The sequence below is a fragment of the Microbulbifer sediminum genome (genome assembly GCF_021729035.1).
Classification (GTDB): Bacteria; Pseudomonadota; Gammaproteobacteria; order Pseudomonadales; family Cellvibrionaceae; genus Microbulbifer; species Microbulbifer sediminum.
This window is the reverse complement of record NZ_JAJSAP010000010.1, coordinates 16,089-38,371: the sequence shown is the minus strand read 5'-3', so window position 1 is coordinate 38,371 and position 22,283 is coordinate 16,089. Positions and strand designations below refer to the sequence as shown.

Below are 22,283 nucleotides of genomic sequence, written 5' to 3'. Positions count from 1 at the left end.
ATTTCCCCTCAGACTTAGGCTTTTACTGCCGGACGAACAATCACATCACCGCCGGGCGCACCGGGTACAGCACCCTTGACCAGCAGCAGGTTACGTTCGGCGTCGACACGAACCACTTCCAGGTTCTGCACGGTTACACGCTCGGCACCCATGTGGCCGGCCATCTTCTTGCCTTTCCACACACGACCCGGGGTCTGGCACTGGCCGATAGAGCCGGGAGCGCGATGGGACAGGGAGTTACCGTGAGTTGCATCCTGGGTGCGGAAGTTCCAGCGCTTAACGCCGCCCTGGAAGCCTTTACCCTTGGAAGTGCCGGTGACATCAATCATCTGGCCAGCCTCAAAGCCGGAGACAGTGATTTCAGAACCGATTTCGAATGTTTCGTCAGAACCGTCAGTGCGCAGTTCGAACAGACGGGAGCCAGCCTCAGTGTTGGCTTTGGCGAAGTGGCCCGCTTGGGGCTTGGAGACACGGGACGCCTTACGGTTGCCCACAGTTACCTGAACTGCGGCATAGCCGTCAGCATCCACGGTTTTCACCTGGGTGACGCGGTTGGGGGCTACCTCAATCACGGTAACCGGGATGGACGCGCCATCTTCGGTGAAGATGCGAGTCATGCCGCTTTTGCGGCCGACAATACCTATAGTCATCGTATTAACCTCTCAGTGCACGGGGCTTTAACCCACTGCGGCCGCCCAGTTTCAGAGCGTTACACTACCCAGACCTTTTTCGCCTGGGATTCGGTAGTTGATTTAAAGTGTTAGCCGAGACTGATTTGAACCTCAACACCGGCTGCCAGATCGAGCTTCATCAGCGCGTCGACAGTCTTCTCGGTGGGCTCAACAATATCCAGCAAACGCTTGTGAGTACGAATCTCGTACTGGTCGCGCGCGTCCTTGTTGACGTGCGGGGAGATCAGCACGGTGTACTTCTCTTTACGAGTCGGCAGCGGAATGGGACCGCGAACCTGCGCACCAGTGCGCTTGGCCGTCTCGACGATCTCCTGAGTGGACGTGTCGATCAGCTTGTGATCGAACGCCTTCAGGCGAATTCGAATGCGTTGACCCTGCATGGAATCAAACTCCAACTTAAAAACCTAAAGAGCGTCCTTTTACGCAGCCCCGAGGGCGGGCGAAAAGGAGCGCGAATTCTACGGGGGCTGGGACTGGGTGTCAAGCACCCAGCCTGTCCGGTTTTTCGACGCTGCCGTGGCGCGAAACTACACTTCGGTTATCGGGCCGAACAGGAGGAACCCATCATGACCATGGCCTCAACAGTCAGTCAGTTTCTGGATGACCACTCAGTCTCATACCGGGTCATCACCCACTCCCACAGCGCGACAAGCCGCGAGACCGCCCACGCCGCCAATGTTCGCGAGGACCGGGTTGCCAAGGCGATCCTGCTCCGCGATTCACAGGGGCCGGTAATGGTGGTTATTCCCGCCAGCAGCAGCGTTGACATGCGCGCCGTGCACGATGAAACCGGTCGCAACCAGCTGGAAATGGTTCCCGAGGGGGAGCTTGGCTCCACCTTCCCCGACTGCGAGCTGGGCGCCCTGCCGCCGCTTGGGCCCGCTTATGGGATCACCACACTCGTGGACAGCAGCCTGGGGCGCTGCGACACCGTTTACTTTGAATCGGGCGACCACGAGGAACTTGTGGCAATGGACGGGCGCGACTTCGACCAGCTGTTTTCGGGTTGCCGCCACTGCGACCTGAGCAAGGACTGGCCATAACCCCCCGCCAGCGGCCCCTGTCGCGCCTACAGGGGCCGCTGACTGGTCGAGTCGAGCCCAATGCCACCATCCCCGGCAGCGGCTCACAAGGCCGTTACAGCTGTAACACCCCGGCCACAAAACCTTCACCCAACCTTGCCTTCCCCGTCATCGGCACCAGCCTAGTCTGACCCGGCATTGAATTGGGGCGCCGGTGATGCGCAGCCACAGTGTCCCGCTCCATGCGCCCACGGTTACTGAAGGGGGGAACCGGCAAGCATTACCGCCACCCGACGGCAGCGCGCTGACCCCGATGCAGCCGCGGGCAACCCATTGGCAAACCAAAACGCTAGGAGGAATCATGGACAACAATAATGATGCACCGACACTAGACCGGCGCCAGTTCTGTAAATCCGGCCTGGGAGCCGGGGCAGCATCCCTGGCCTTCTCCTCACTGGCCAGCCGCGCAGCAGCCGGTACCGGCGCCGGGTATGGACGGGGTCGCGAGGGCGACTCTCCCGATTACGGCCCCCTGCAGCCGACCCGCGACCTCGCCACCGGCCTGCCATTGCTGGCCCTGCCCAGGGGCTTCGAATACCTGTCATTTGGCTGGACCGGTCAGTTGATGGACGATGGCCGGGCCACACCGACCGATCACGACGGCATGGCGGTCTGCGCCCGCCGCGGCCACACCATCGCCCTGGTGCGCAATCACGAGCTGTCAGCGGGCGAGAGCACCCAGTGCCACGTCCCGGGAGGCATGTACAACCCGGCCGAATTTGGCGGCACCACCAGCCTGGAGTTCGACCTGGCCCGCGGGTGCTTCGTACGCTCCTACACCAGCCTCGGTGGCACTATCCGCAACTGCGCCGGCGGCCCCACCCCCTGGGGATCCTGGCTTTCCTGCGAAGAGACCTTCCACCCCTGGAACACCCGCGATGATGGCTACAACCATGGCTATATCTTCGACGTGCCGGGGTTCGGCACCAGTAATGGTGGCCAGCCGGTCCGCGCCGCCGGGCGCTTCAGCCATGAAGCGGTTGCTGTCGACCCGAATACCGGCGTCGTGTACGAGACCGAGGACGCCAACCCGTGCGGGTTCTACAAATATGTGCAGCCAGGCGCCGGCCACCGCAACTGGCGCGGCGGTCGCGATCGCAGTGAAGCGCTGCGGGACGGCGGCAAGCTGTATGCCCTGGTGGTGAAGGCCCAGCCGTCCATGGACCTGCGGGGTGGATTCCAGCCCGGCGATACCTTCGAGGTCACCTGGGAAGCGGTGCCCGACCCCGAGGGCATGCAGGGCCGCCCGCTCGATTCCGCCCCGAGCGCCGCCATCTTCTCCCGCGGCGAGGGCTGCTGGGAAGACCGCGGCCTGATCTACTTCGTCTCCACCGACGGGGGCACCGCCGAACTGGGCCAGGTGTGGGTCTACGAACCGCGAGCGGAAACCCTGACCATGCTCTACGAATCCAGTGACGCCTCGGACGTGGACGGCCCGGACAATATCGCCATCAGCCCGCGCGGCGGCATCATCCTGTGCGAGGACGGCAGCTCGAATCCCAAGCGCATGGTGGGCCTGACCCACGAGGGCATTACCTTCCCGTTTGCGGAGAACCGCATTGTGCTGGGAGCCGGCGATATCGACCGCATCGACGCGGTGTACCCGGGAACCAGGGCAAACTTCTGGGATAGCACCGAGGGCGATTTCCGCGGCCGGGAATGGGCCGGCGCTACCTTTTACGGTGACTGGCTGTTCGCCAACGTTCAGTCACCGGGCGTTACCTTTGCCATCCGGGGTCCATGGAAAAAGGGCACTCTCTGACCCCCGGAAATCCAGTCGCATAAAATAACGGACATAAAAAAGCCGCAGCGTTTCCGCTGCGGCTTTTTCGTTTCAGATCAGGAGCAGGGATTACTCGATGATCTTGGATACCACGCCGGCACCCACGGTACGGCCACCTTCACGAATCGCGAAGCGCAGGCCTTCTTCCATGGCGATCGGTGCGATCAGCGTAACAGTCATCTGTACGTTGTCGCCCGGCATTACCATCTCGGTACCTTCCGGCAGCTGTACGTCACCGGTTACATCGGTGGTACGGAAGTAGAACTGCGGACGGTAGCCCTTGAAGAACGGGGTGTGACGACCACCTTCGTCCTTGGACAGAACGTAAACTTCTGACTCGAACTTGGTGTGCGGAGTAATGGAACCCGGCTGCGCCAGGACCTGACCACGCTCAACCTCGTCACGCTTGGTGCCACGCAGCAGCGCGCCGATGTTCTCACCCGCACGGCCTTCGTCCAGCAGCTTGCGGAACATCTCAACACCAGTACAGGTGGTCTTGGTGGTGTCCTTCATGCCGACGATTTCGATCTCGTCGCCAGTCTTCAGTACGCCACGCTCGACACGACCGGTTACCACGGTACCGCGACCGGAGATGGAGAATACGTCCTCGATCGGCATCAGGAACGGCTGGTCTACAGCGCGCTCCGGCTCCGGAATGTACTCGTCCAGGGTCTCAACCAGCTTCTTGACAGCGGTGGTACCCATCTCGTTGTCGTCTTTGCCTTCCAGCGCCATCAGGGCGGAACCGACGATGATCGGGGTGTCGTCACCCGGGAAGTCGTACTGGTCCAGAAGTTCGCGAACTTCCATCTCAACCAGCTCGAGCAGCTCTTCGTCGTCGACCATGTCAGCCTTGTTCAGGAATACCACGATGTACGGTACACCTACCTGGCGGGACAGCAGGATGTGCTCGCGGGTCTGCGGCATGGGGCCGTCAGCAGCGGAGCAAACCAGGATAGCGCCGTCCATCTGGGCAGCACCGGTGATCATGTTCTTCACGTAGTCGGCGTGGCCCGGGCAGTCAACGTGCGCGTAGTGACGGGTCGGGGACTCGTACTCAACGTGAGAGGTAGCAATGGTGATACCGCGCTCACGCTCTTCCGGTGCATTGTCGATACCGGCGAACTCTACCGCGGCGCCGCCCCATACTTCTGCACAAACGCGGGTCAGCGCGGCAGTCAGGGTGGTTTTACCGTGGTCAACGTGACCGATGGTGCCCACGTTCACGTGGGGCTTGGAACGTTCAAACTTTTCTTTTCCCATTTTTAGGATCCTCTAACTAAAAAGTTTTAAAGGTACTAAAGCTTAAGCTTTGGTTTTCGCGATGATCTCATCGGCAACGTTTTTCGGCGCTTCCCCGTACTTCAGGAACTCCATGGAGTAGGTAGCGCGCCCCTGGGTGGCAGAGCGCAGGTCGGTCGCGTAACCGAACATCTCGGCCAGCGGCACTTCCGCATTCACCACCTTGCCAGAAGAACTTTCTTCCATGCCCTGGATCAGGCCGCGGCGGCGGTTCAGGTCGCCAACCACGTCACCCATATTCTCCTCCGGCGTGACGACTTCCACTTTCATGATCGGCTCCAGCAGCACTGCACCACCCTTCTGGGCCAGCTGCTTGGTCGCCATGGAGGCGGCGATTTTAAACGCCATCTCGTTGGAGTCCACATCGTGGAAAGAACCGTCGTACAGGGTCGCTTTCAGGCCCAGCAGGGGGTAGCCCGCCAGAACACCGTTCTGCATCTGCTCTTCGATACCTTTCTGTACCGCCGGGATGTATTCCTTCGGTACCACACCACCAACGATCTCGTTGACGAACTCCAGGCCTTCCTCGGTCTCGTCGCCGGACGGCTCGAAGCGCACCCATACGTGACCGTACTGACCACGACCACCGGACTGGCGAACGAACTTGCCTTCGATCTCAACGTTGTTGCGAATCGCCTCGCGGTAGGCAACCTGCGGCTTACCGATGTTGGCCTCAACGTTAAACTCACGACGCATACGGTCGACGATGATGTCCAGGTGCAGCTCACCCATACCGGAGATGATGGTCTGGCCGGTTTCCTCGTCGGTCTTCACGCGGAAGGACGGGTCCTCCTGGGCCAGCTTGCCGAGGGCAATACCCATTTTTTCCTGGTCGGCCTTGGACTTCGGCTCCACGGCTACGGAGATTACCGGCTCCGGGAACTCCATGCGCTCGAGAACGATCTTGTGGTTCTCGTCACACAGGGTGTCACCAGTGGTGACGTCCTTCAGGCCGATCGCCGCGGCGATGTCGCCCGCCAGTACTTCCTTGATCTCCTGACGCTCTTTGGAGTGCATCTGCACCATACGGCCGACGCGCTCTTTCTTCTGCTTCACGGAGTTGTATACCGCGGTGCCGCTTTCCAGCTTACCGGAGTACACACGGAAGAAAGTCAGGGTACCAACAAACGGGTCGGTAGCGATCTTGAACGCGAGGGCCGCGAACGGCGCATCGTCGTCCGCTTCGCGGGTCTCGACGGTTTCCTCTTTGTCCAGCAGGGTACCCTCGATCGCACGAACTTCGGTCGGCGCCGGCAGGTATTCGATAACCGCATCCAGCACGGCCTGTACACCCTTGTTCTTGAACGCGGAGCCGCCCAGTACCGGCACGATCTCGTTGGCCAGAGTGCGCTGGCGGAGAGCAGCCTTGATCTCTTCCTCGGTCAGCTCGCCCTCTTCCAGGTACTTCTCCATCAGCTCTTCGCTGGCTTCGGCTGCCGCCTCAACCAGGTACTCGCGCATTTCGTCGCACTGGTCCTGCATGTCGGCCGGGATGTCGCCGTACTCGAAGGTCATGCCCATGTCGTCTTCGTTCCACAGGATGGCCTTCATTTTGATCAGGTCGACCACGCCCTTGAAGTTGTCTTCAGAGCCGATGGTCATCTGCAGCGGGACGGCATTGGCGTTCAGGCGCTCCTTCAGCTGCTTCACAACCATCATGAAGTCAGCACCGGCGCGGTCCATCTTGTTCACGAAGACCATGCGCGGCACTTCGTACTTGTTGGCCTGGCGCCATACAGTCTCGGTCTGCGGCTGCACACCAGAGGAACCACACAGAACCACCACAGCGCCGTCCAGTACACGCAGGGAACGCTCCACCTCAATGGTGAAGTCCACGTGCCCGGGGGTGTCGATGATGTTGACGCGGTGCTGGTCGAACTGCTGCTGCATACCGGCCCAGAAACAGGTGGTCGCTGCAGAAGTGATGGTAATACCACGCTCCTGCTCCTGCTCCATCCAGTCCATGGTTGCGGCACCCTCGTGCACCTCACCAATCTTGTGGGACAGGCCGGTGTAGAAGAGTACGCGCTCGGTAGTGGTGGTCTTGCCCGCGTCTACGTGGGCGCAGATACCGATATTACGATAGCGTGCGATAGGCGTTTTACGTGCCACAGTTGTATCCTCGATATAACGGCAAAAGGCAGCTGTGGATTTTATCCATGCTGCCTTTCGGTATTAATGTCTCACGATAATTTTCATGAAATTGAAAAGAAGCATGAGGCTTAGAAGCGGTAGTGAGAGAACGCCTTGTTGGCTTCTGCCATACGGTGTACGTCTTCACGCTTCTTGACCGCGCCGCCCTTGTTCTGGGATGCGTCGATCATTTCGTTGGCCAGGCGCTGGGCCATGGACTTCTCACCGCGCTTACGGGAGAACTCAACCAGCCAACGCATTGCCAGTGCCATGCGGCGCGAGGGACGCACTTCAACCGGCACCTGGTAAGTCGCACCACCCACACGGCGGGACTTCACCTCCACCATTGGTGCGATGTTTTCCAGGGACTCTTCGAAAACTTCGATGGGATCTTTGTTCAGTTTTTCAGAAACCATGTCCAGGGCACCGTAAACGATGCGCTCTGCCACGGACTTCTTGCCGCTGATCATGACGTGGTTCATGAACTTGGCCAGGGTGACATTCCCGAACTTGGGATCGGGCAGTACTTCGCGCTTGGCGACTACTCGTCTTCTTGGCATTGCAATTGCCTCTCTTCAGGGTTGCTCTGAGACGCCGCCGTATTACTACAAACCGGCGAGCTCAGCCTTACTCCGGTTGGAAACCGAAACGCATTGGTCAAAAAAGGATTGATTAACCCTTCGGTCGCTTGGCGCCGTACTTGGAACGGCCCTGCTTGCGATCATTGACGCCGGCACAGTCCAGTGCACCGCGAACAGTGTGGTAGCGCACACCCGGCAGGTCCTTAACACGACCGCCGCGAATCAGCACCACGCTGTGCTCCTGCAGGTTGTGGCCTTCACCACCGATGTACGAAGTCACTTCGTAACCGTTGGTCAGGCGTACACGGCAAACCTTACGCAGGGCAGAGTTCGGCTTCTTCGGTGTAGTGGTGTACACACGAGTGCAAACTCCACGGCGCTGCGGGCTGGCCTGCAGAGCGGGAACGTCGCTTTTTTCGACTTTGCGTTTTCTCGGCTTACGAACCAACTGGTTGATCGTTGCCATTAAAAATCACTCCAAAAATAAAACGCCCCCACCTCTAACAGTGAGGGCCCAGTCGTCAGTGTATGCCGGCCGGGCACGCAAACGCGCTCACCGGACAGCACACCCCACATAAGCGGGGGCCGCATTCTATAGGCGGTTACCCCACGAGTCAATCGGCAGTGTGAAGTTAGTGACCACTCCCACCGCCGATTGCCAATTGGTTTCCGGGAATCACTCCCCGGAGGACTTCAGGGCCTCGGTCAGTGCCGCTTCCACTTCTTCCGCGGACGGCCCCTCGGCATAGCCCTGGGTCATCTGCATGGCCCGCTTGCGCTTGCGCTCGGCATGGTACGCCAAGCCGGTGCCGGCCGGAATCAGGCGACCCACCACAACGTTCTCCTTCAGGCCACGCAGGCTGTCTTCCTTGCCGGTCACCGCCGCCTCGGTCAGCACGCGGGTGGTCTCCTGGAAGGAGGCCGCGGACAGGAAGGACTCGGTGGCCAGGGACGCCTTGGTGATACCCAGCAGCAGGCGCTCGAACTGGGCCGGCTGCTTGTTCTCGGCCCGCAGGCGCTCGTTCTCCTCGATGACCCGCTGGTACTCCACCTGGTCGCCCTTGATGAACTCAGAGTCACCCATCTCAATGATTTCCACCTTGCGCAGCATCTGACGCACGATCACTTCGATGTGTTTGTCGTTGATGCCCACGCCCTGGAGACGGTAAACCTCCTGGATCTCATTGGTAATGTAGCGCGCCAGCTCCTCCACACCTTTCAGGCGCAGAATGTCGTGCGGGTTGGACGGGCCGTCAGAGATGACTTCGCCCTTCTCCACGGTTTCCCCCTCGAACACTGTCAGCTGGCGGTGCTTCGGGATCAGTACCTCGTAGTGGTCCTTGCCGTTCGGCAGCGGCTTGCCATCCGTCGGGGTGATCTGCAGGCGTACCTTGCCCTTGGTCTCTTTACCGAACGACACGGTACCGGAGATTTCCGCCAGGATGGACGGCTCCTTCGGCTTCCGCGCCTCAAACAGGTCGGCAACCCGCGGCAGACCACCGGTAATGTCCTTGGTACCACCGGATTCCTGCGGGATACGGGCGACGATGTCACCGATATTCACCTTGTCGCCGTCCTTGAGGCTGACGATGGCCCGCGAGGGCAACGCGTAGTGCGCCGGCGCGTTGCTGTTGGCCAGGGTAAGCTCCTCGCCGTTCTCATCCACCAGGGTCACCGCCGGGCGCAGGTCTTTACCTGCAGACGGGCGCTCCGCCGGGTCGATGACCTCGATGGAGGACAGCCCGGTGATCTCATCGGTCTGCTTGCGGATGGACAGCCCGTCTTCCATACCGGACAGTTTCACCCAGCCGGCCACCTCGGTAATGATCGGGTGGGTGTGCGGATCCCACTTGGCCACCACCTGGCCGCCATCGACCTGGGTGCCCTCGTCCACGCTGATCGCAGCACCGTAGGGCAGCTTGTAGCGCTCACGCTCACGGCCGGCGCTGTCGGCAATGGCCAGCTCACCGGAACGGGATACCGCCACCAGGACGCCGCTTTCTGCCTTCACCGTCTTCACGTTGTGCAGGCGTACAGTACCTTCCTGTTTCACCTGGATGCTGTCCGCAGCAGAGGCACGGCTCGCCGCACCACCGATGTGGAAGGTCCGCATGGTCAGCTGGGTACCCGGCTCACCGATGGACTGGGCCGCAACAACGCCCACAGACTCACCGGAATTGGCGCGGTGGCCCCGGGCCAGGTCGCGGCCATAACACAGGGCGCAAATGCCGTGCGCGGTCTCACAGGTGATGGGGGAACGTACGATCACCTCATCGATACCCATGGTCTCGATACGCTCGACCCACTTCTCATCGATCATGGTGCCGGCGGGGATGGCAATCTCATCGCTGCCCGGCTTGATCACATCACGGGCCACGACTCGGCCCAGGATACGGTCGCCCAGGGACTCGATTACGTCGCCGCCCTCAATAACCGGCGCCATGGTCAGGCCGTCATCGGTGCCGCAGTCATCCTCGGTAATCACCACGTCCTGGGCCACATCCACCAGACGGCGGGTCAGGTAACCGGAGTTCGCGGTCTTCAGGGCGGTATCCGCCAGACCCTTACGGGCGCCGTGGGTGGAAATAAAGTACTGCAGTACCGACAGGCCCTCGCGGAAGTTCGCGGTAATGGCGTTCTCGATAATCGAGCCATCCGGACGCGCCATCAGGCCCCGCATACCGGCCAGCTGGCGAATCTGCGCCTCACTACCCCGGGCGCCGGAATCGGCGTACATGTAGACGGAGTTGAAGGAGTCCTGCTCGGTCTCGTTACCATCGCGATCCACAACCGGCTCTTTCTTGATGCCGGCCATCATCGCCTGGGTCACCTTGTCATTGGTGCGGGACCAGACATCGATCACCTTGTTGTACTTCTCGCCCGCGGTTACCAGACCGGACGCGAACTGGCTCTCGATCTCCTTCACTTCTTCCTCGGCGCTCTCGATGAGCTCGGCCTTGGCAGCCGGGATCTCGAAGTCGTTCACACCGATGGAGGAACCGGACTTGGTGGAGAAGTCGAAACCGGTATACATCAGCTGGTCGGCGAAAATAACAGTCGCCTTGAGACCCACGTTGCGGTAGCACTCGTTCAGGACACGGGAGATCGACTTCTTCTTCATCGGCTGGTTGACCAGCTCGAATGCCAGGCCGTCGGGAACAATATTCCACAGCAGGGCACGGCCAACGGTGGTGTCCTGCAGCGTGGTGCTCTCGCGCTTCTCGCCGTCCTCACCCACGATCACCTCGCGGATACGGACCTTGATCCTCGCCTGCAGGCCCACCTGCTTGGCGTAGAACGCACGGCTCACCTCCTTGATGTCGGAGAAGACCATGCCCTCGCCCTTGTCGTTGACGCGCTCGCGGGTCATCCAGTACAGGCCCAGGACCACGTCCTGGGACGGCACGATGATCGGCTCGCCGTTGGCGGGCGACAGGATGTTGTTGGTGGACATCATCAGCGCGCGGGATTCCAGCTGCGCCTCGATGGTCAGCGGCACGTGCACGGCCATTTGGTCACCATCGAAGTCGGCGTTGTAGGCCGCACACACCAGCGGGTGCAGCTGGATTGCCTTACCTTCGATCAGTACCGGCTCGAACGCCTGGATACCCAGGCGGTGCAGGGTCGGGGCGCGGTTCAGCAGTACCGGGTGCTCGCGGATCACCTCGTCGAGGATGTCCCACACCACCGCTTCTTCGCGCTCGACCATTTTCTTGGCCGCTTTGATGGTGGTGGCCAGGCCGCGGGTCTCGAGCTTGCCGAAAATGAACGGCTTGAACAGCTCCAGGGCCATCTTCTTGGGCAGGCCACACTGGTGCAGCCGCAGGGTCGGGCCCACCACGATCACGGAACGACCGGAATAGTCCACGCGCTTACCCAGCAGGTTCTGGCGGAAACGGCCCTGCTTACCCTTGATCATGTCAGCCAGGGACTTCAGCGGACGCTTGTTGGACCCGGTAATGGCCCGGCCGCGACGGCCGTTGTCCAACAGTGCGTCGACGGATTCCTGCAGCATGCGCTTCTCGTTGCGCACGATGATGTCCGGCGCGTTCAGCTCCAGCAGGCGCTTGAGCCGGTTGTTGCGGTTGATCACGCGGCGGTACAGGTCATTCAGGTCGGAGGTCGCGAAGCGGCCACCGTCCAGCGGAACCAGCGGGCGAAGGTCCGGCGGCAGTACCGGCAGCGCCTGCATGATCATCCACTCCGGGTCGTTACCGGACTTGTAGAATGCTTCCAGCAGCTTCAGACGCTTGGACAGCTTCTTGATCTTGGTCTCGGAGTTGGTGGCCGGGATCTCTTCCCGCAGGCGCTGGATTTCCGCCGGCAGGTCGATATCGCTCATCAGGTCCTGGATCGCCTCGGCGCCCATCTTGGCCTCGAACTCGTCGGCGAACTCTTCCATCGCCTCAAAGTACTGCTCGTCATTCAGCAGCTGGCCGCGCTCCAGGGTGGTCATACCCGGATCGGTGACCACGTAGGATTCGAAGTACAGTACCCGCTCGATATCGCGCAGGGTCATATCCAGCAGCAGGCCGATACGGGACGGCAGGGACTTCAGGAACCAGATGTGCGCCACCGGGCTGGCCAGCTCGATATGGCCCATGCGCTCGCGGCGAACTTTCGCCTTGGTCACTTCCACGCCGCACTTTTCGCAGATGATGCCGCGGTGCTTCATGCGCTTGTACTTGCCGCACAGGCACTCGTAGTCCTTCACCGGGCCAAAGATCTTGGCGCAGAACAGGCCTTCCCGCTCTGGCTTGAAGGTACGGTAGTTGATGGTCTCCGGCTTCTTGACCTCGCCGTAGGACCAGGAACGGATCATGTCCGGGGACGCCAGACCGATACGGATAGCGTCAAACTCTTCCAGCTGTTCCCGGTCTTTCACCAGGTTTAACAAATCTTTCAAGGCCTTTCCTCCACTTGAGGTAGTCAACCCTCCCCTTGCCATCTCGGGGCGGGCCAGCCGGCGCCCGCACACTCGCGGGACACCGGCCTCTATATGCGATCGCCTGTTACCAGGCGCCTACACCAGTTACCGGTCTTACTCGTGCTCGAGCTCGAAATTCATGCCGAGCGAGCGGATTTCCTTGACCAGTACGTTGAAGGATTCGGGCATGCCCGGCTCCATGCGGTGATCGGAATCCACGATGTTCTTGTACATCTTGGTCCGGCCTTCCACGTCATCGGACTTGACCGTGAGCATTTCCTGCAGGGTATAGGCGGCACCGTATGCCTCCAGTGCCCACACCTCCATCTCACCGAAGCGCTGGCCACCGAACTGTGCCTTACCACCCAGCGGCTGCTGGGTAACCAGGCTGTAGGAACCGGTGGAACGCGCGTGCATCTTGTCGTCCACCAGGTGGTTCAGCTTCAGCATGTACATATAGCCCACGGTTACCGGGCGCTCGAAAGAGTCACCGGTGCGGCCGTCGTACAGGGTGATCTGGCCGGAGTCCGGCAGGTCCGCCAGGCGCAGCAGCTTCTTGGTCTCACCCTCGTCAGCACCGTCGAAGACTGGCGTAGCCATCGGCACACCACCGCGGAGGTTGTTGGCCATGGCCAGCACTTCCTCGTCGGACAGCTCGTCCAGCTCCTCCTTGTAACCGCCGGTGGAGTTGTACACCTCTTCCAGGAAGCCGCGCACCTTGGTGACTTCCTGCTGCTCCTTGAGCATGCGATCAATCTTCACGCCCAGGCCCTTGGCGGCCATACCCAGGTGCATCTCCAGCACCTGCCCCACGTTCATACGGGACGGTACGCCCAGCGGGTTCAGCACGATGTCGACAGGCTCGCCGTTCTCGTCGTACGGCATGTCCTCGACCGGCTTGATCACGGAGATCACACCCTTGTTACCGTGGCGACCGGCCATCTTGTCGCCCGGCTGGATGCGGCGCTTGATCGCCAGGTAAACCTTGACGATCTTCAGCACGCCCGGCGCCAGGTCGTCGCCGGATTCCAGTTTCTTCTTCTTGTCCTCGAAGGCTTCGTCCAGCAGCTTGCGGCGATCCTTGAGCTGCGCCTCGGCCTTCTCGAGCTGCTCGTTCAGGCTCTCTTCGGCCATGCGCAGCTTGAACCAGTCTTCGCGCGGCATCTCTGCCAGTTTCTCGGCGGTCAGCACGTCGCCTTTCTTGACGCCCTTGCCGCCTGCGACCTTCTGGCCTTCCAGTGCGGATGCCAGGCGCTCGAACGTGGCGCCTTCGACGATGCGATATTCCTCGTTGAGGTCCTTGCGCACCTCGTCCAGCTGGGCCTTCTCGATATCGATCGAGCGCTGGTCTTTCTCCAGGCCGTCGCGGGTAAACACCTGCACGTCGATCACGGTACCGCGGGTACCACTCGGCGCACGCAGGGACGTGTCCTTCACGTCGGACGCCTTCTCACCGAAGATCGCACGCAGCAGCTTCTCTTCCGGGGTCAGCTGGGCTTCGCCCTTCGGCGTCACCTTACCCACCAGGATGTCGCCGGCGCCGACTTCCGCACCGATGTAGACGATGCCGGACTCATCCAGCTTGTTCAGCGCGGACTCGCCCACATTGGGGATGTCAGCGGTGATTTCCTCGCTGCCCAGTTTGGTATCACGGGCAATACAGGTCAGCTCCTGGATGTGAATGGTGGTGAAGCGATCTTCCTGCACCACACGCTCACTGATGAGGATGGAGTCCTCGAAGTTGTAGCCGTTCCAGGGCATAAACGCGATGCGCATGTTCTGGCCCAGGGCCAGCTCACCCAGGTCGACGGACGGGCCGTCCGCGAGGATGTCGCCGCGGGCTACCACATCGCCGGTCTTCACGATCGGGCGCTGGTTGATGCAGGTGTTCTGGTTGGAGCGGGTGTACTTGGTCAGGCTGTACAGGTCCACACCGGCATCACCGGCTTCCACTTCCTCGTCACGTACGCGAACAACAACGCGACTGGCATCAACACGCTCGATCACGCCGCCGCGACGGGCCACCACGCACACACCGGAATCGCGCGCTACGGTGCGCTCCATCCCGGTACCAACCAGCGGCTTGTCGGCACGCAGGGTCGGAACTGCCTGGCGCTGCATGTTCGAGCCCATCAGGGCGCGGTTGGCATCGTCGTGCTCTAGGAACGGAATCATGGCCGCGGCCACGGACACCACCTGCTTCGCGGACACGTCCATGTACTGGATCTCCGCCGGCGGCTTGAGGCTGAACTCGTTATGGTGGCGCACGCTCACCAGGTCATCGGTAAAGCGGCCCTGGTCGTCCACGGCAGCGGACGCCTGGGCGATCACGTAGTTGGCCTCGTTGATCGCTGAAAGGTATTCGATATCGTCGGTCACCTGGCCGTCGACAACCCTGCGGTACGGGCTCTCGAGGAAGCCGTAGTGGTTGGCGCGGGCGTAGGTGGCCAGGGAGTTGATCAGGCCGATGTTCGGACCTTCCGGCGTCTCAATCGGGCACACACGGCCGTAGTGGGTCGGGTGTACGTCCCGCACTTCGAAGCCGGCACGTTCACGGGTCAGGCCACCCGGGCCAAGCGCGGACACGCGACGCTTGTGGGTCACTTCCGACAGCGGGTTGTTCTGGTCCATAAACTGGGACAGCTGCGAGGAACCGAAGAATTCCTTGACGGCAGCGGCCACCGGCTTGGCATTGATCAGGTCCTGCGGCATCAGGCCTTCGCTCTCGGCCATGGACAGGCGTTCTTTCACCGCGCGCTCGACACGCACCAGGCCCACGCGGAACTGGTTTTCGGCCATTTCGCCCACGGAACGCACACGGCGGTTACCCAGGTGGTCAATATCGTCCACCATGCCGTTGCCGTTGCGGATCTCGATCAGGGTCTTGAGCACATCGACGATGTCTTCCTTGCTCAGGGTACCCGAACCGGTCTCGTCCTCGCGGCCGAGGCGACGGTTGAACTTCATGCGGCCGACAGCGGACAGGTCGTAACGCTCATCGGTGAAGAAGAGGTTCTCGAACAGTGACTCCGCAGATTCCTTGGTGGGCGGTTCGCCCGGGCGCATCATGCGGTAGATCTCGACCAGAGCTTCCAGCTGGGTGCGCGACGGCTCGGAGCGCAGGGTATCGGAGATGAACGGACCACAGTCGAGGTCGTTGGTGTACAGCGTCTCGAATTTCTGTACGCCCAGGGCGCGCAGCTTGCCGATCACCTCTTCGGTGATCTCGCTATTACACTCAACAGCCACTTCACCGGTGGATTCATCAATAATGTCGTGCGCCAACACGCGGCCGTGCAGGTATTCCAGGGGCGCTTCGAGGCGCTCCACACCGGCCTTCTCCAGCTGGCGGATATGGCGCGGGGTGATGCGGCGGCCTTCCTCGACGATCACCTTGCCCTTGCCGTCCTTGATATCGAAGGACGCAACATCACCGCGCAGGCGGGAGGGGATCAACTCGAGGCTGCAGTTTTCCTCGTGCAGCTCAAACTTGCTGGTGTCGAAGAACATATCCAGCATTTCCTGGGAAGAATAGCCCAGGGCGCGCAGCAGGATGGTCGCCGGAAGCTTGCGGCGACGGTCGATGCGCACATACACCAGGTCCTTAGGGTCGAACTCGAAGTCCAGCCAGGAGCCGCGGTAAGGGATCACACGTGCGGCATACAGCAGCTTGCCGGAAGAGTGAGTCTTGCCCTTGTCGTGATCGAAAAACACACCCGGGGAACGGTGCAACTGAGATACGATCACGCGCTCGGTACCGTTAATTACAAAGGTACCATTCTCGGTCATGAGCGGGATCTCGCCCATGTAGACTTCCTGCTCCTTGATGTCCTTGATGGACTTGCTGGCAGACTCCTTGTCGTAGATGATCAGGCGTACACGCACGCGCAGCGGGCATGCGTAGGTGATGCCACGCAGGGTACATTCCTTGACATCGAACGCCGGCTTACCCAGCGTATAGCTGACATACTCGAGTGCCGCATTGCCGGAATAGCTGACAATCGGAAATACGGACTTGAACGCTGCCTGCAGGCCGACATCCAGTCGGTCATCGGGGCGCGAGTCGGCCTGAGTGAATTTGCGATAAGAATCCAGCTGTATCGCAAGCAGGAAAGGTACATCCATGACCTTTGGCAGTTTGCCAAAATCCTTGCGGATACGTTTTTTCTCAGTGTATGAGTAAGCCATTCATATTCCCCAGCTTGATCAGTGACAAGACTTCATTGGAACCCCGGCACCACACTCCCCGAGCTGTAAAACGGGAGCGTGGCAGTGCCTGGTCCGCCCGGGCGAGAAGCCTCTGAGCAATGCAGCGGCAGCTACACTGCTCAGAAACCTCTCCGTCTCAGCGCTTTCAGGCAGCGCTCAGACTGCGGTATCGTAATGACGAGGCTGTCGGCAATGGCGCGATGGCCTGTACGCACCGAAAAACCTCTGTGCCGAAAACGGCAAAAAGGCCGGCGGACAAAGTCCACCAGCCTTGCCGCTGGCGACCGCGGGTTGCGGCCGACAGCGGTAGTCGCAATAACCGAATTACTTCAGTTCTACGGTTGCGCCAGCCTCTTCCAGCTGCGCCTTGGCCTCTTCGGCCTCTTCCTTGGTCGCGCCTTCCTTCAGCGGGGCCGGAGCGCCGTCTACCAGCGCCTTGGCTTCTTTCAGGCCCAGGCCAGTGATGCCGCGAACAGCCTTGATCACGTTCACTTTCTTGTCGCCGGCAGATGCCAGGATTACGTCGAACTCGGTCTTTTCTTCCGCAGCAGCTTCGCCGCCAGCAGCGCCGCCAGCTACAACAGCAGCAGCAGCGGTAACGCCGAACTTCTCTTCCATTGCCTCGATCAGCTCGACAACGTCCTTAACAGACATTTCGGCAACAGCATTGATGATATCTTCTTTAGTCAGAGACATGATTCAGTACCTGATTTGCTTGAGCGGTCACCCGCTCGAAATTTGTTGAAAACTGCCACTTCGCCCTGCGAAGTGAATTAGGCAGCTTCCTGCTCTTTTTGGTCGCGAACGGCCGCAATAGTGCGAACCAGCTTGCCAGCAGATGCTTCTTTCATAACGCTCATGAGCTTGGCGATCGCCTCGTCGTAAGTCGGCAGAGTTGCCAACATTGCGACGTCGGTGACCGCGCCTTCGAAGGCAGCACCTTTCAGTTCCAGCTTGTCGTTTTCCTTTGCGAACGCCGTCAGGATGCGCGCACCGGCACCCGGGTGTTCATTGGAAAAAGCGATGAGACTGGGACCGACGAATTTCTCGAGGAGACATTCGTACTCGGTACCTGCCAGAGCGCGACGCGCCAGAGTATTGCGGACGACTTTCATCCAAACGCCGTTCTCGCGAGCCTCTTTGCGCAGGGCAGTCATGTCATTCACGGCTACGCCACGGGAATCCGCAACGACCGCAGACAGGGCACCCTCAGCAGCCTGCTGGACATCAGCGACAATTGCTTTCTTGTCTTCGAGTCCAATAGCCATAGTGTCACTCCTGGATTTGTGAAATAGACCGGGAACATACAATTCCCGATCCGCTCCGGTGCTCAGACCTCAAATCCAGTAAAAATACTGGTTTGGGCAACACCGTCTGCGTAGGCTGGGACCGGACCCATCGGGACCGTGCCCTGATTAAGCGGTGGATAACTGCAAACCAGCTAGCCACTGCGCCTACGGTCTTTGACGGCCCACCTTCCTGCCGAAGCATTCCGGCGGACCCCAAAGTTCGGTTTCCCGCTGTTGCGGGAGCGGCCACAACGCTTACGATGCAGCCGCCAGCCCGACTCCCCCTGCGGGGAGCTGGGCGTTATTTAACGTCCAGGGACGCCTGGTCAATAGTCAGGCCCGGGCCCATGGTGGTGCTCAGGGTGACTTTCTTCAGGTAAACGCCCTTGGCAGAAGCCGGCTTGGCCTTTTTCAGGTCACCAATCAGCGCTTCCAGGTTCTCTTTCAGGGCCTTGGCATCAAAGGCAACCTTACCGATACCGCCGTGGATGATACCGCCCTTGTCAGCGCGGAAACGCACCTGACCGGCCTTGGCATTTTTCACTGCAGTAGCGACGTCCGGAGTCACGGTGCCGGTTTTCGGGTTCGGCATCAGGCCACGCGGACCCAGGATCTGGCCCAGCTGGCCAACCACGCGCATGGCGTCCGGGGAAGCGATCACCACGTCGAAGTCCATCTTGCCAGCCTTGACGTCGGCGGCCAGCTCGTCCATGCCTACCAGGTCAGCACCGGCCTCTTTGGCGGCATCGGCGTTGGCGCCCTGGGTGAAGACAGCAACACGCACTTCCTTACCGGTACCATGCGGCAGGGTGGTGGCGCCACGCACAGCCTGGTCGGACTTGCGCGGGTCGATGCCCAGGTTGATGGAGGCGTCCACAGTTTCGGCGAACTTCACATTGGACAGCTCTTTCAGCAGTGCGACTGCCTCGTCGATACCGTAGGCCTTGCCTGCTTCTACTTTCTCAGCGATTGCGCGCTGACGCTTGCTCAGTTTTGCCACGTTACACGCCCTCCACGTCAATACCGGCACTACGGGCGGAACCGGCGATAGTGCGCACGGCTGCGTCCATGTCAGATGCACTCAGGTCGGGCATCTTGGTAGTGGCGATTTCTTCCAGCTGGGCGCGGGTTACCTTGCCCACCTTCTCGGTATTCGGACGGCCGGAACCGCTCTTGATACCGGCAGCCTTGCGCAGCAGCACGGAGGCCGGCGGGGTCTTCATGATGAAGGTGAAGGAACGGTCGTTGTACACGGAAATAACGACCGGTACCGGCAGGCCCTGCTCCATACCCTGGGTCTGCGCGTTGAACGCCTTACAGAACTCCATGATATTCACACCGTGCTGACCCAGCGCGGGGCCGACGGGCGGACTCGGGTTGGCCTGGCCTGCAGGCACTTGCAGCTTGATATAAGCTTCGACTTTCTTAGCCATTACAGCTTCCTCTCTTGTTGGGTGGTAGCGCCTGCGCTGTACGACCGCAATGGCCGCAACGCCCGGCTCCCCGGGTGCCCCTGTACAGCAACTAACCAGTCACGGTTTTCAGGGACGCGAAAACCCCCTTCCACCCAGCAGCGGAAGAGGGCAAAAAAACTGCCTGTCAGATCAGGTCTTCTCGACCTGACCAAACTCCAGCTCTACCGGCGTGGAGCGACCGAAGATCAGCACCGCTACCCGCAGGCGACTCTTCTCGTAGTTAACCTCTTCAACCACACCGTTGAAGTCGTTAAACGGACCATCGATGACCCGAACCATCTCACCCGGCTCAAACAGTGTCTTGGGCTTGGGCTTGTCGACGGAGTCATCGATCCGGTTCAGGATCGCCTGGGCCTCGCGTTCGGTAATGGGCGCCGGACGGTCCGCCTTGCCACCAATAAAGCCAAGAACCCGCGGGGTCTCCTTGACCAGGTGCCACGTGTCGTCGTTCAGCTCCATCTCCACAAGTACGTAGCCGGGAAAGAACTTGCGCTCACTCTTGCGCTTCTGACCTGCACGCATCTCCACCACTTCCTCGGTGGGCACCAGGACGTCACCAAAAAGGTGATCCATCTCGTGCAGCTCGATACGCTCCTTCAGGGAAGACGCAACGCGCTTCTCGTACCCGGAGTAAGCCTGAACCACGTACCAATGTTTAGACATGCGTCAACCTTTAGCCGATAACCTTGGAGGCTGCCCAACCCAGGGCAGAATCCAGCGCCCAGAGAATCAGCGCCATAATCAACACGAACACCACCACGATCAGGGTTGTCTGTGTCGCTTCCTGGCGAGAGGGCCAGACCACACGACGAACCTCCGTCTGTGCTTCCCGCAGCAGCGTCCACAGCGCATGCCCCTTGGCGGTATTCACTGCCACAACCACCGCCACCAGGAAAATGGCGACCATGGCCAACACGCGGTACAGCAGGGGGAATTCAGCGTAGTAGGAGTTGCCCGCCACGGCAGCACCGATCAGTGCCACCACCAGCAGCCACTTTAGGCCATCAAGACGAAAGGTCTTCGCCTCTACTTTAGCATTCATACAAAGAAGCCCTTAGCGCTTACAAAACAAGCCCCACCCTCGCGGACCGGAACCTGCAACGCCCTCAGGCAAAAGGAATGGGGCGCTTGAAAAGTTGGCAGGCCAGGAGGGACTCGAACCCCCAACCCTCGGTTTTGGAGACCGATGCTCTACCAATTGAGCCACTGGCCTGGAACAGCTTCCGGTCAATGTCGCGCATTTGCACGCCAGAGACCGAAAAATGAGGGGGCGGATATTACCATCCTCCCCCTCTTTTGCAAAGCGGGTCACTGACTTTCAGTGACCGCGCCCGCGCATCGATCAATCGATGATCTTGGATACCACGCCGGCACCCACGGTACGGCCACCTTCACGAATCGCGAAGCGCAGGCCTTCTTCCATGGCGATCGGTGCGATCAGCGTAACAGTCATCTGTACGTTGTCGCCCGGCATTACCATCTCGGTACCTTCCGGCAGCTGTACGTCACCGGTTACATCGGTGGTACGGAAGTAGAACTGCGGACGGTAGCCCTTGAAGAACGGGGTGTGACGACCACCTTCGTCCTTGGACAGAACGTAAACTTCTGACTCGAACTTGGTGTGCGGAGTAATGGAACCCGGCTGCGCCAGGACCTGACCACGCTCAACCTCGTCACGCTTGGTGCCACGCAGCAGCGCGCCGATGTTCTCACCCGCACGGCCTTCGTCCAGCAGCTTGCGGAACATCTCAACACCAGTACAGGTGGTCTTGGTGGTGTCCTTCATGCCGACGATTTCGATCTCGTCGCCAGTCTTCAGTACGCCACGCTCGACACGACCGGTTACCACGGTACCGCGACCGGAGATGGAGAATACGTCCTCGATCGGCATCAGGAACGGCTGGTCTACAGCGCGCTCCGGCTCCGGAATGTACTCGTCCAGGGTCTCAACCAGCTTCTTGACAGCGGTGGTACCCATCTCGTTGTCGTCTTTGCCTTCCAGCGCCATCAGGGCGGAACCGACGATGATCGGGGTGTCGTCACCCGGGAAGTCGTACTGGTCCAGAAGTTCGCGAACTTCCATCTCAACCAGCTCGAGCAGCTCTTCGTCGTCGACCATGTCAGCCTTGTTCAGGAATACCACGATGTACGGTACACCTACCTGGCGGGACAGCAGGATGTGCTCGCGGGTCTGCGGCATGGGGCCGTCAGCAGCGGAGCAAACCAGGATAGCGCCGTCCATCTGGGCAGCACCGGTGATCATGTTCTTCACGTAGTCGGCGTGGCCCGGGCAGTCAACGTGCGCGTAGTGACGGGTCGGGGACTCGTACTCAACGTGAGAGGTAGCAATGGTGATACCGCGCTCACGCTCTTCCGGTGCATTGTCGATACCGGCGAACTCTACCGCGGCGCCGCCCCATACTTCTGCACAAACGCGGGTCAGCGCGGCAGTCAGGGTGGTTTTACCGTGGTCAACGTGACCGATGGTGCCCACGTTCACGTGGGGCTTCGAACGCTCAAACTTCTCTTTTCCCATTGCAGCCTCCTAGTATGGGCGGACGTATAAACACCCACTTGTCAGAACCGAAGCACCCGGACTCATAAAACCCGGATACAAATAGCCGCAGAGACACCTGCCCCCGCGGCCACCGTAATAATGGAGCTCATGGGCGGATTTGAACCGCCGACCTCACCCTTACCAAGGGTGTGCTCTACCCCTGAGCTACATGAGCCAAAACTGCCTGAACCGGTGAATCTCACCAGCTTGACGGCCGCACTTGCGACCCCCCACCTTTGCGCCATACCGGGGT

17 protein-coding genes and 2 tRNA genes are annotated in these 22,283 nt (G+C 60.4%); 2 read left to right on the top strand and 17 right to left on the bottom strand.

Translation table 11 applies throughout. The features are described from left to right. Positions 1-14: 14 nt before the first annotated feature. Together rplC and rpsJ are read right to left on the bottom strand one after the other, a co-directional pair. Positions 15-650 (bottom strand): 50S ribosomal protein L3, encoded by a 636-nt coding sequence (gene rplC / locus LVD11_RS15305; protein ID WP_237060417.1) that lies wholly within the window; start codon positions 648-650, stop codon positions 15-17. Positions 651-760: 110 nt separating this feature from the next. Next, a complete protein-coding gene (gene rpsJ, locus LVD11_RS15300; protein ID WP_066967210.1) occupies positions 761-1,072 on the bottom strand; it encodes a 30S ribosomal protein S10 in 312 nt (103 codons plus the stop codon). Positions 1,073-1,258: 186 nt separating this feature from the next. Between rpsJ and LVD11_RS15295 the strand changes: the two genes are divergently transcribed. Together LVD11_RS15295 and LVD11_RS15290 are read left to right on the top strand one after the other, a co-directional pair. Then, positions 1,259-1,735, top strand: coding sequence for an aminoacyl-tRNA deacylase (locus LVD11_RS15295; protein WP_237060416.1), 477 nt, complete (start codon positions 1,259-1,261; stop codon positions 1,733-1,735). Positions 1,736-2,075: 340 nt separating this feature from the next. After that, on the top strand, positions 2,076-3,536 hold the full coding sequence (locus tag LVD11_RS15290; protein ID WP_237060415.1) for an alkaline phosphatase PhoX: 1,461 nt from the start codon (positions 2,076-2,078) through the stop codon (positions 3,534-3,536). Positions 3,537-3,626: 90 nt separating this feature from the next. On the opposite strand, the gene tuf (LVD11_RS15285) is transcribed toward LVD11_RS15290, so the two are convergent. The 15 genes from tuf (LVD11_RS15285) to LVD11_RS15215 form a co-directional block, all read right to left on the bottom strand. After that, positions 3,627-4,820, bottom strand: a complete 1,194-nt coding sequence (gene tuf, locus LVD11_RS15285; protein WP_232940890.1) for an elongation factor Tu — start codon at positions 4,818-4,820, stop codon at positions 3,627-3,629. A gap of 42 nt (positions 4,821-4,862) precedes the next feature. Further along, complete coding sequence (gene fusA / locus LVD11_RS15280; protein WP_237060414.1) at positions 4,863-6,971, bottom strand: elongation factor G; 2,109 nt, start codon at positions 6,969-6,971, stop codon at positions 4,863-4,865. Positions 6,972-7,081: 110 nt separating this feature from the next. After that, positions 7,082-7,552 carry a 30S ribosomal protein S7 gene (gene rpsG, locus LVD11_RS15275; protein ID WP_073277984.1) on the bottom strand — a complete coding sequence of 157 codons (471 nt, stop codon included), beginning with the start codon at positions 7,550-7,552 and terminating at the stop codon, positions 7,082-7,084. Between the two features lie 112 nt (positions 7,553-7,664). Beyond that, the gene (gene rpsL, locus LVD11_RS15270) at positions 7,665-8,039 is read right to left on the bottom strand and encodes a 30S ribosomal protein S12 (protein WP_067150990.1); all 375 of its coding nucleotides are present in this window, start codon (positions 8,037-8,039) and stop codon (positions 7,665-7,667) included. 210 nt (positions 8,040-8,249) lie between these two features. Beyond that, positions 8,250-12,479, bottom strand: a complete 4,230-nt coding sequence (rpoC, locus tag LVD11_RS15265; protein WP_237060413.1) for a DNA-directed RNA polymerase subunit beta' — start codon at positions 12,477-12,479, stop codon at positions 8,250-8,252. A gap of 135 nt (positions 12,480-12,614) precedes the next feature. Beyond that, positions 12,615-16,688 carry a DNA-directed RNA polymerase subunit beta gene (rpoB, locus tag LVD11_RS15260; protein WP_237060412.1) on the bottom strand — a complete coding sequence of 1,358 codons (4,074 nt, stop codon included), beginning with the start codon at positions 16,686-16,688 and terminating at the stop codon, positions 12,615-12,617. A gap of 345 nt (positions 16,689-17,033) precedes the next feature. Next, positions 17,034-17,405, bottom strand: coding sequence for a 50S ribosomal protein L7/L12 (gene rplL / locus LVD11_RS15255; RefSeq protein ID WP_237060411.1), 372 nt, complete (start codon positions 17,403-17,405; stop codon positions 17,034-17,036). Positions 17,406-17,482: 77 nt separating this feature from the next. Beyond that, a complete protein-coding gene (gene rplJ / locus LVD11_RS15250) occupies positions 17,483-17,977 on the bottom strand; it encodes a 50S ribosomal protein L10 (RefSeq protein WP_237060410.1) in 495 nt (164 codons plus the stop codon). Between the two features lie 322 nt (positions 17,978-18,299). Beyond that, positions 18,300-18,998 (bottom strand): 50S ribosomal protein L1, encoded by a 699-nt coding sequence (rplA, locus tag LVD11_RS15245; RefSeq protein WP_237060409.1) that lies wholly within the window; start codon positions 18,996-18,998, stop codon positions 18,300-18,302. A gap of 1 nt (position 18,999) precedes the next feature. Continuing rightward, positions 19,000-19,431 carry a 50S ribosomal protein L11 gene (rplK, locus tag LVD11_RS15240; RefSeq protein WP_237060408.1) on the bottom strand — a complete coding sequence of 144 codons (432 nt, stop codon included), beginning with the start codon at positions 19,429-19,431 and terminating at the stop codon, positions 19,000-19,002. 171 nt (positions 19,432-19,602) lie between these two features. Beyond that, entirely contained in the window at positions 19,603-20,136 is a 534-nt protein-coding gene (nusG, locus tag LVD11_RS15235; RefSeq protein ID WP_237060407.1) for a transcription termination/antitermination protein NusG, read from the bottom strand. A 10-nt stretch (positions 20,137-20,146) separates the two neighbouring features. Further along, the gene (gene secE, locus LVD11_RS15230) at positions 20,147-20,515 is read right to left on the bottom strand and encodes a preprotein translocase subunit SecE (RefSeq protein WP_237060406.1); all 369 of its coding nucleotides are present in this window, start codon (positions 20,513-20,515) and stop codon (positions 20,147-20,149) included. Between the two features lie 95 nt (positions 20,516-20,610). After that, a tRNA-Trp gene (locus LVD11_RS15225) sits at positions 20,611-20,686 on the bottom strand. Between the two features lie 129 nt (positions 20,687-20,815). Beyond that, positions 20,816-22,009 (bottom strand): elongation factor Tu, encoded by a 1,194-nt coding sequence (gene tuf, locus LVD11_RS15220; protein WP_232940878.1) that lies wholly within the window; start codon positions 22,007-22,009, stop codon positions 20,816-20,818. Positions 22,010-22,130: 121 nt separating this feature from the next. Beyond that, a tRNA-Thr gene (locus LVD11_RS15215) sits at positions 22,131-22,205 on the bottom strand. Positions 22,206-22,283: the final 78 nt, after the last annotated feature.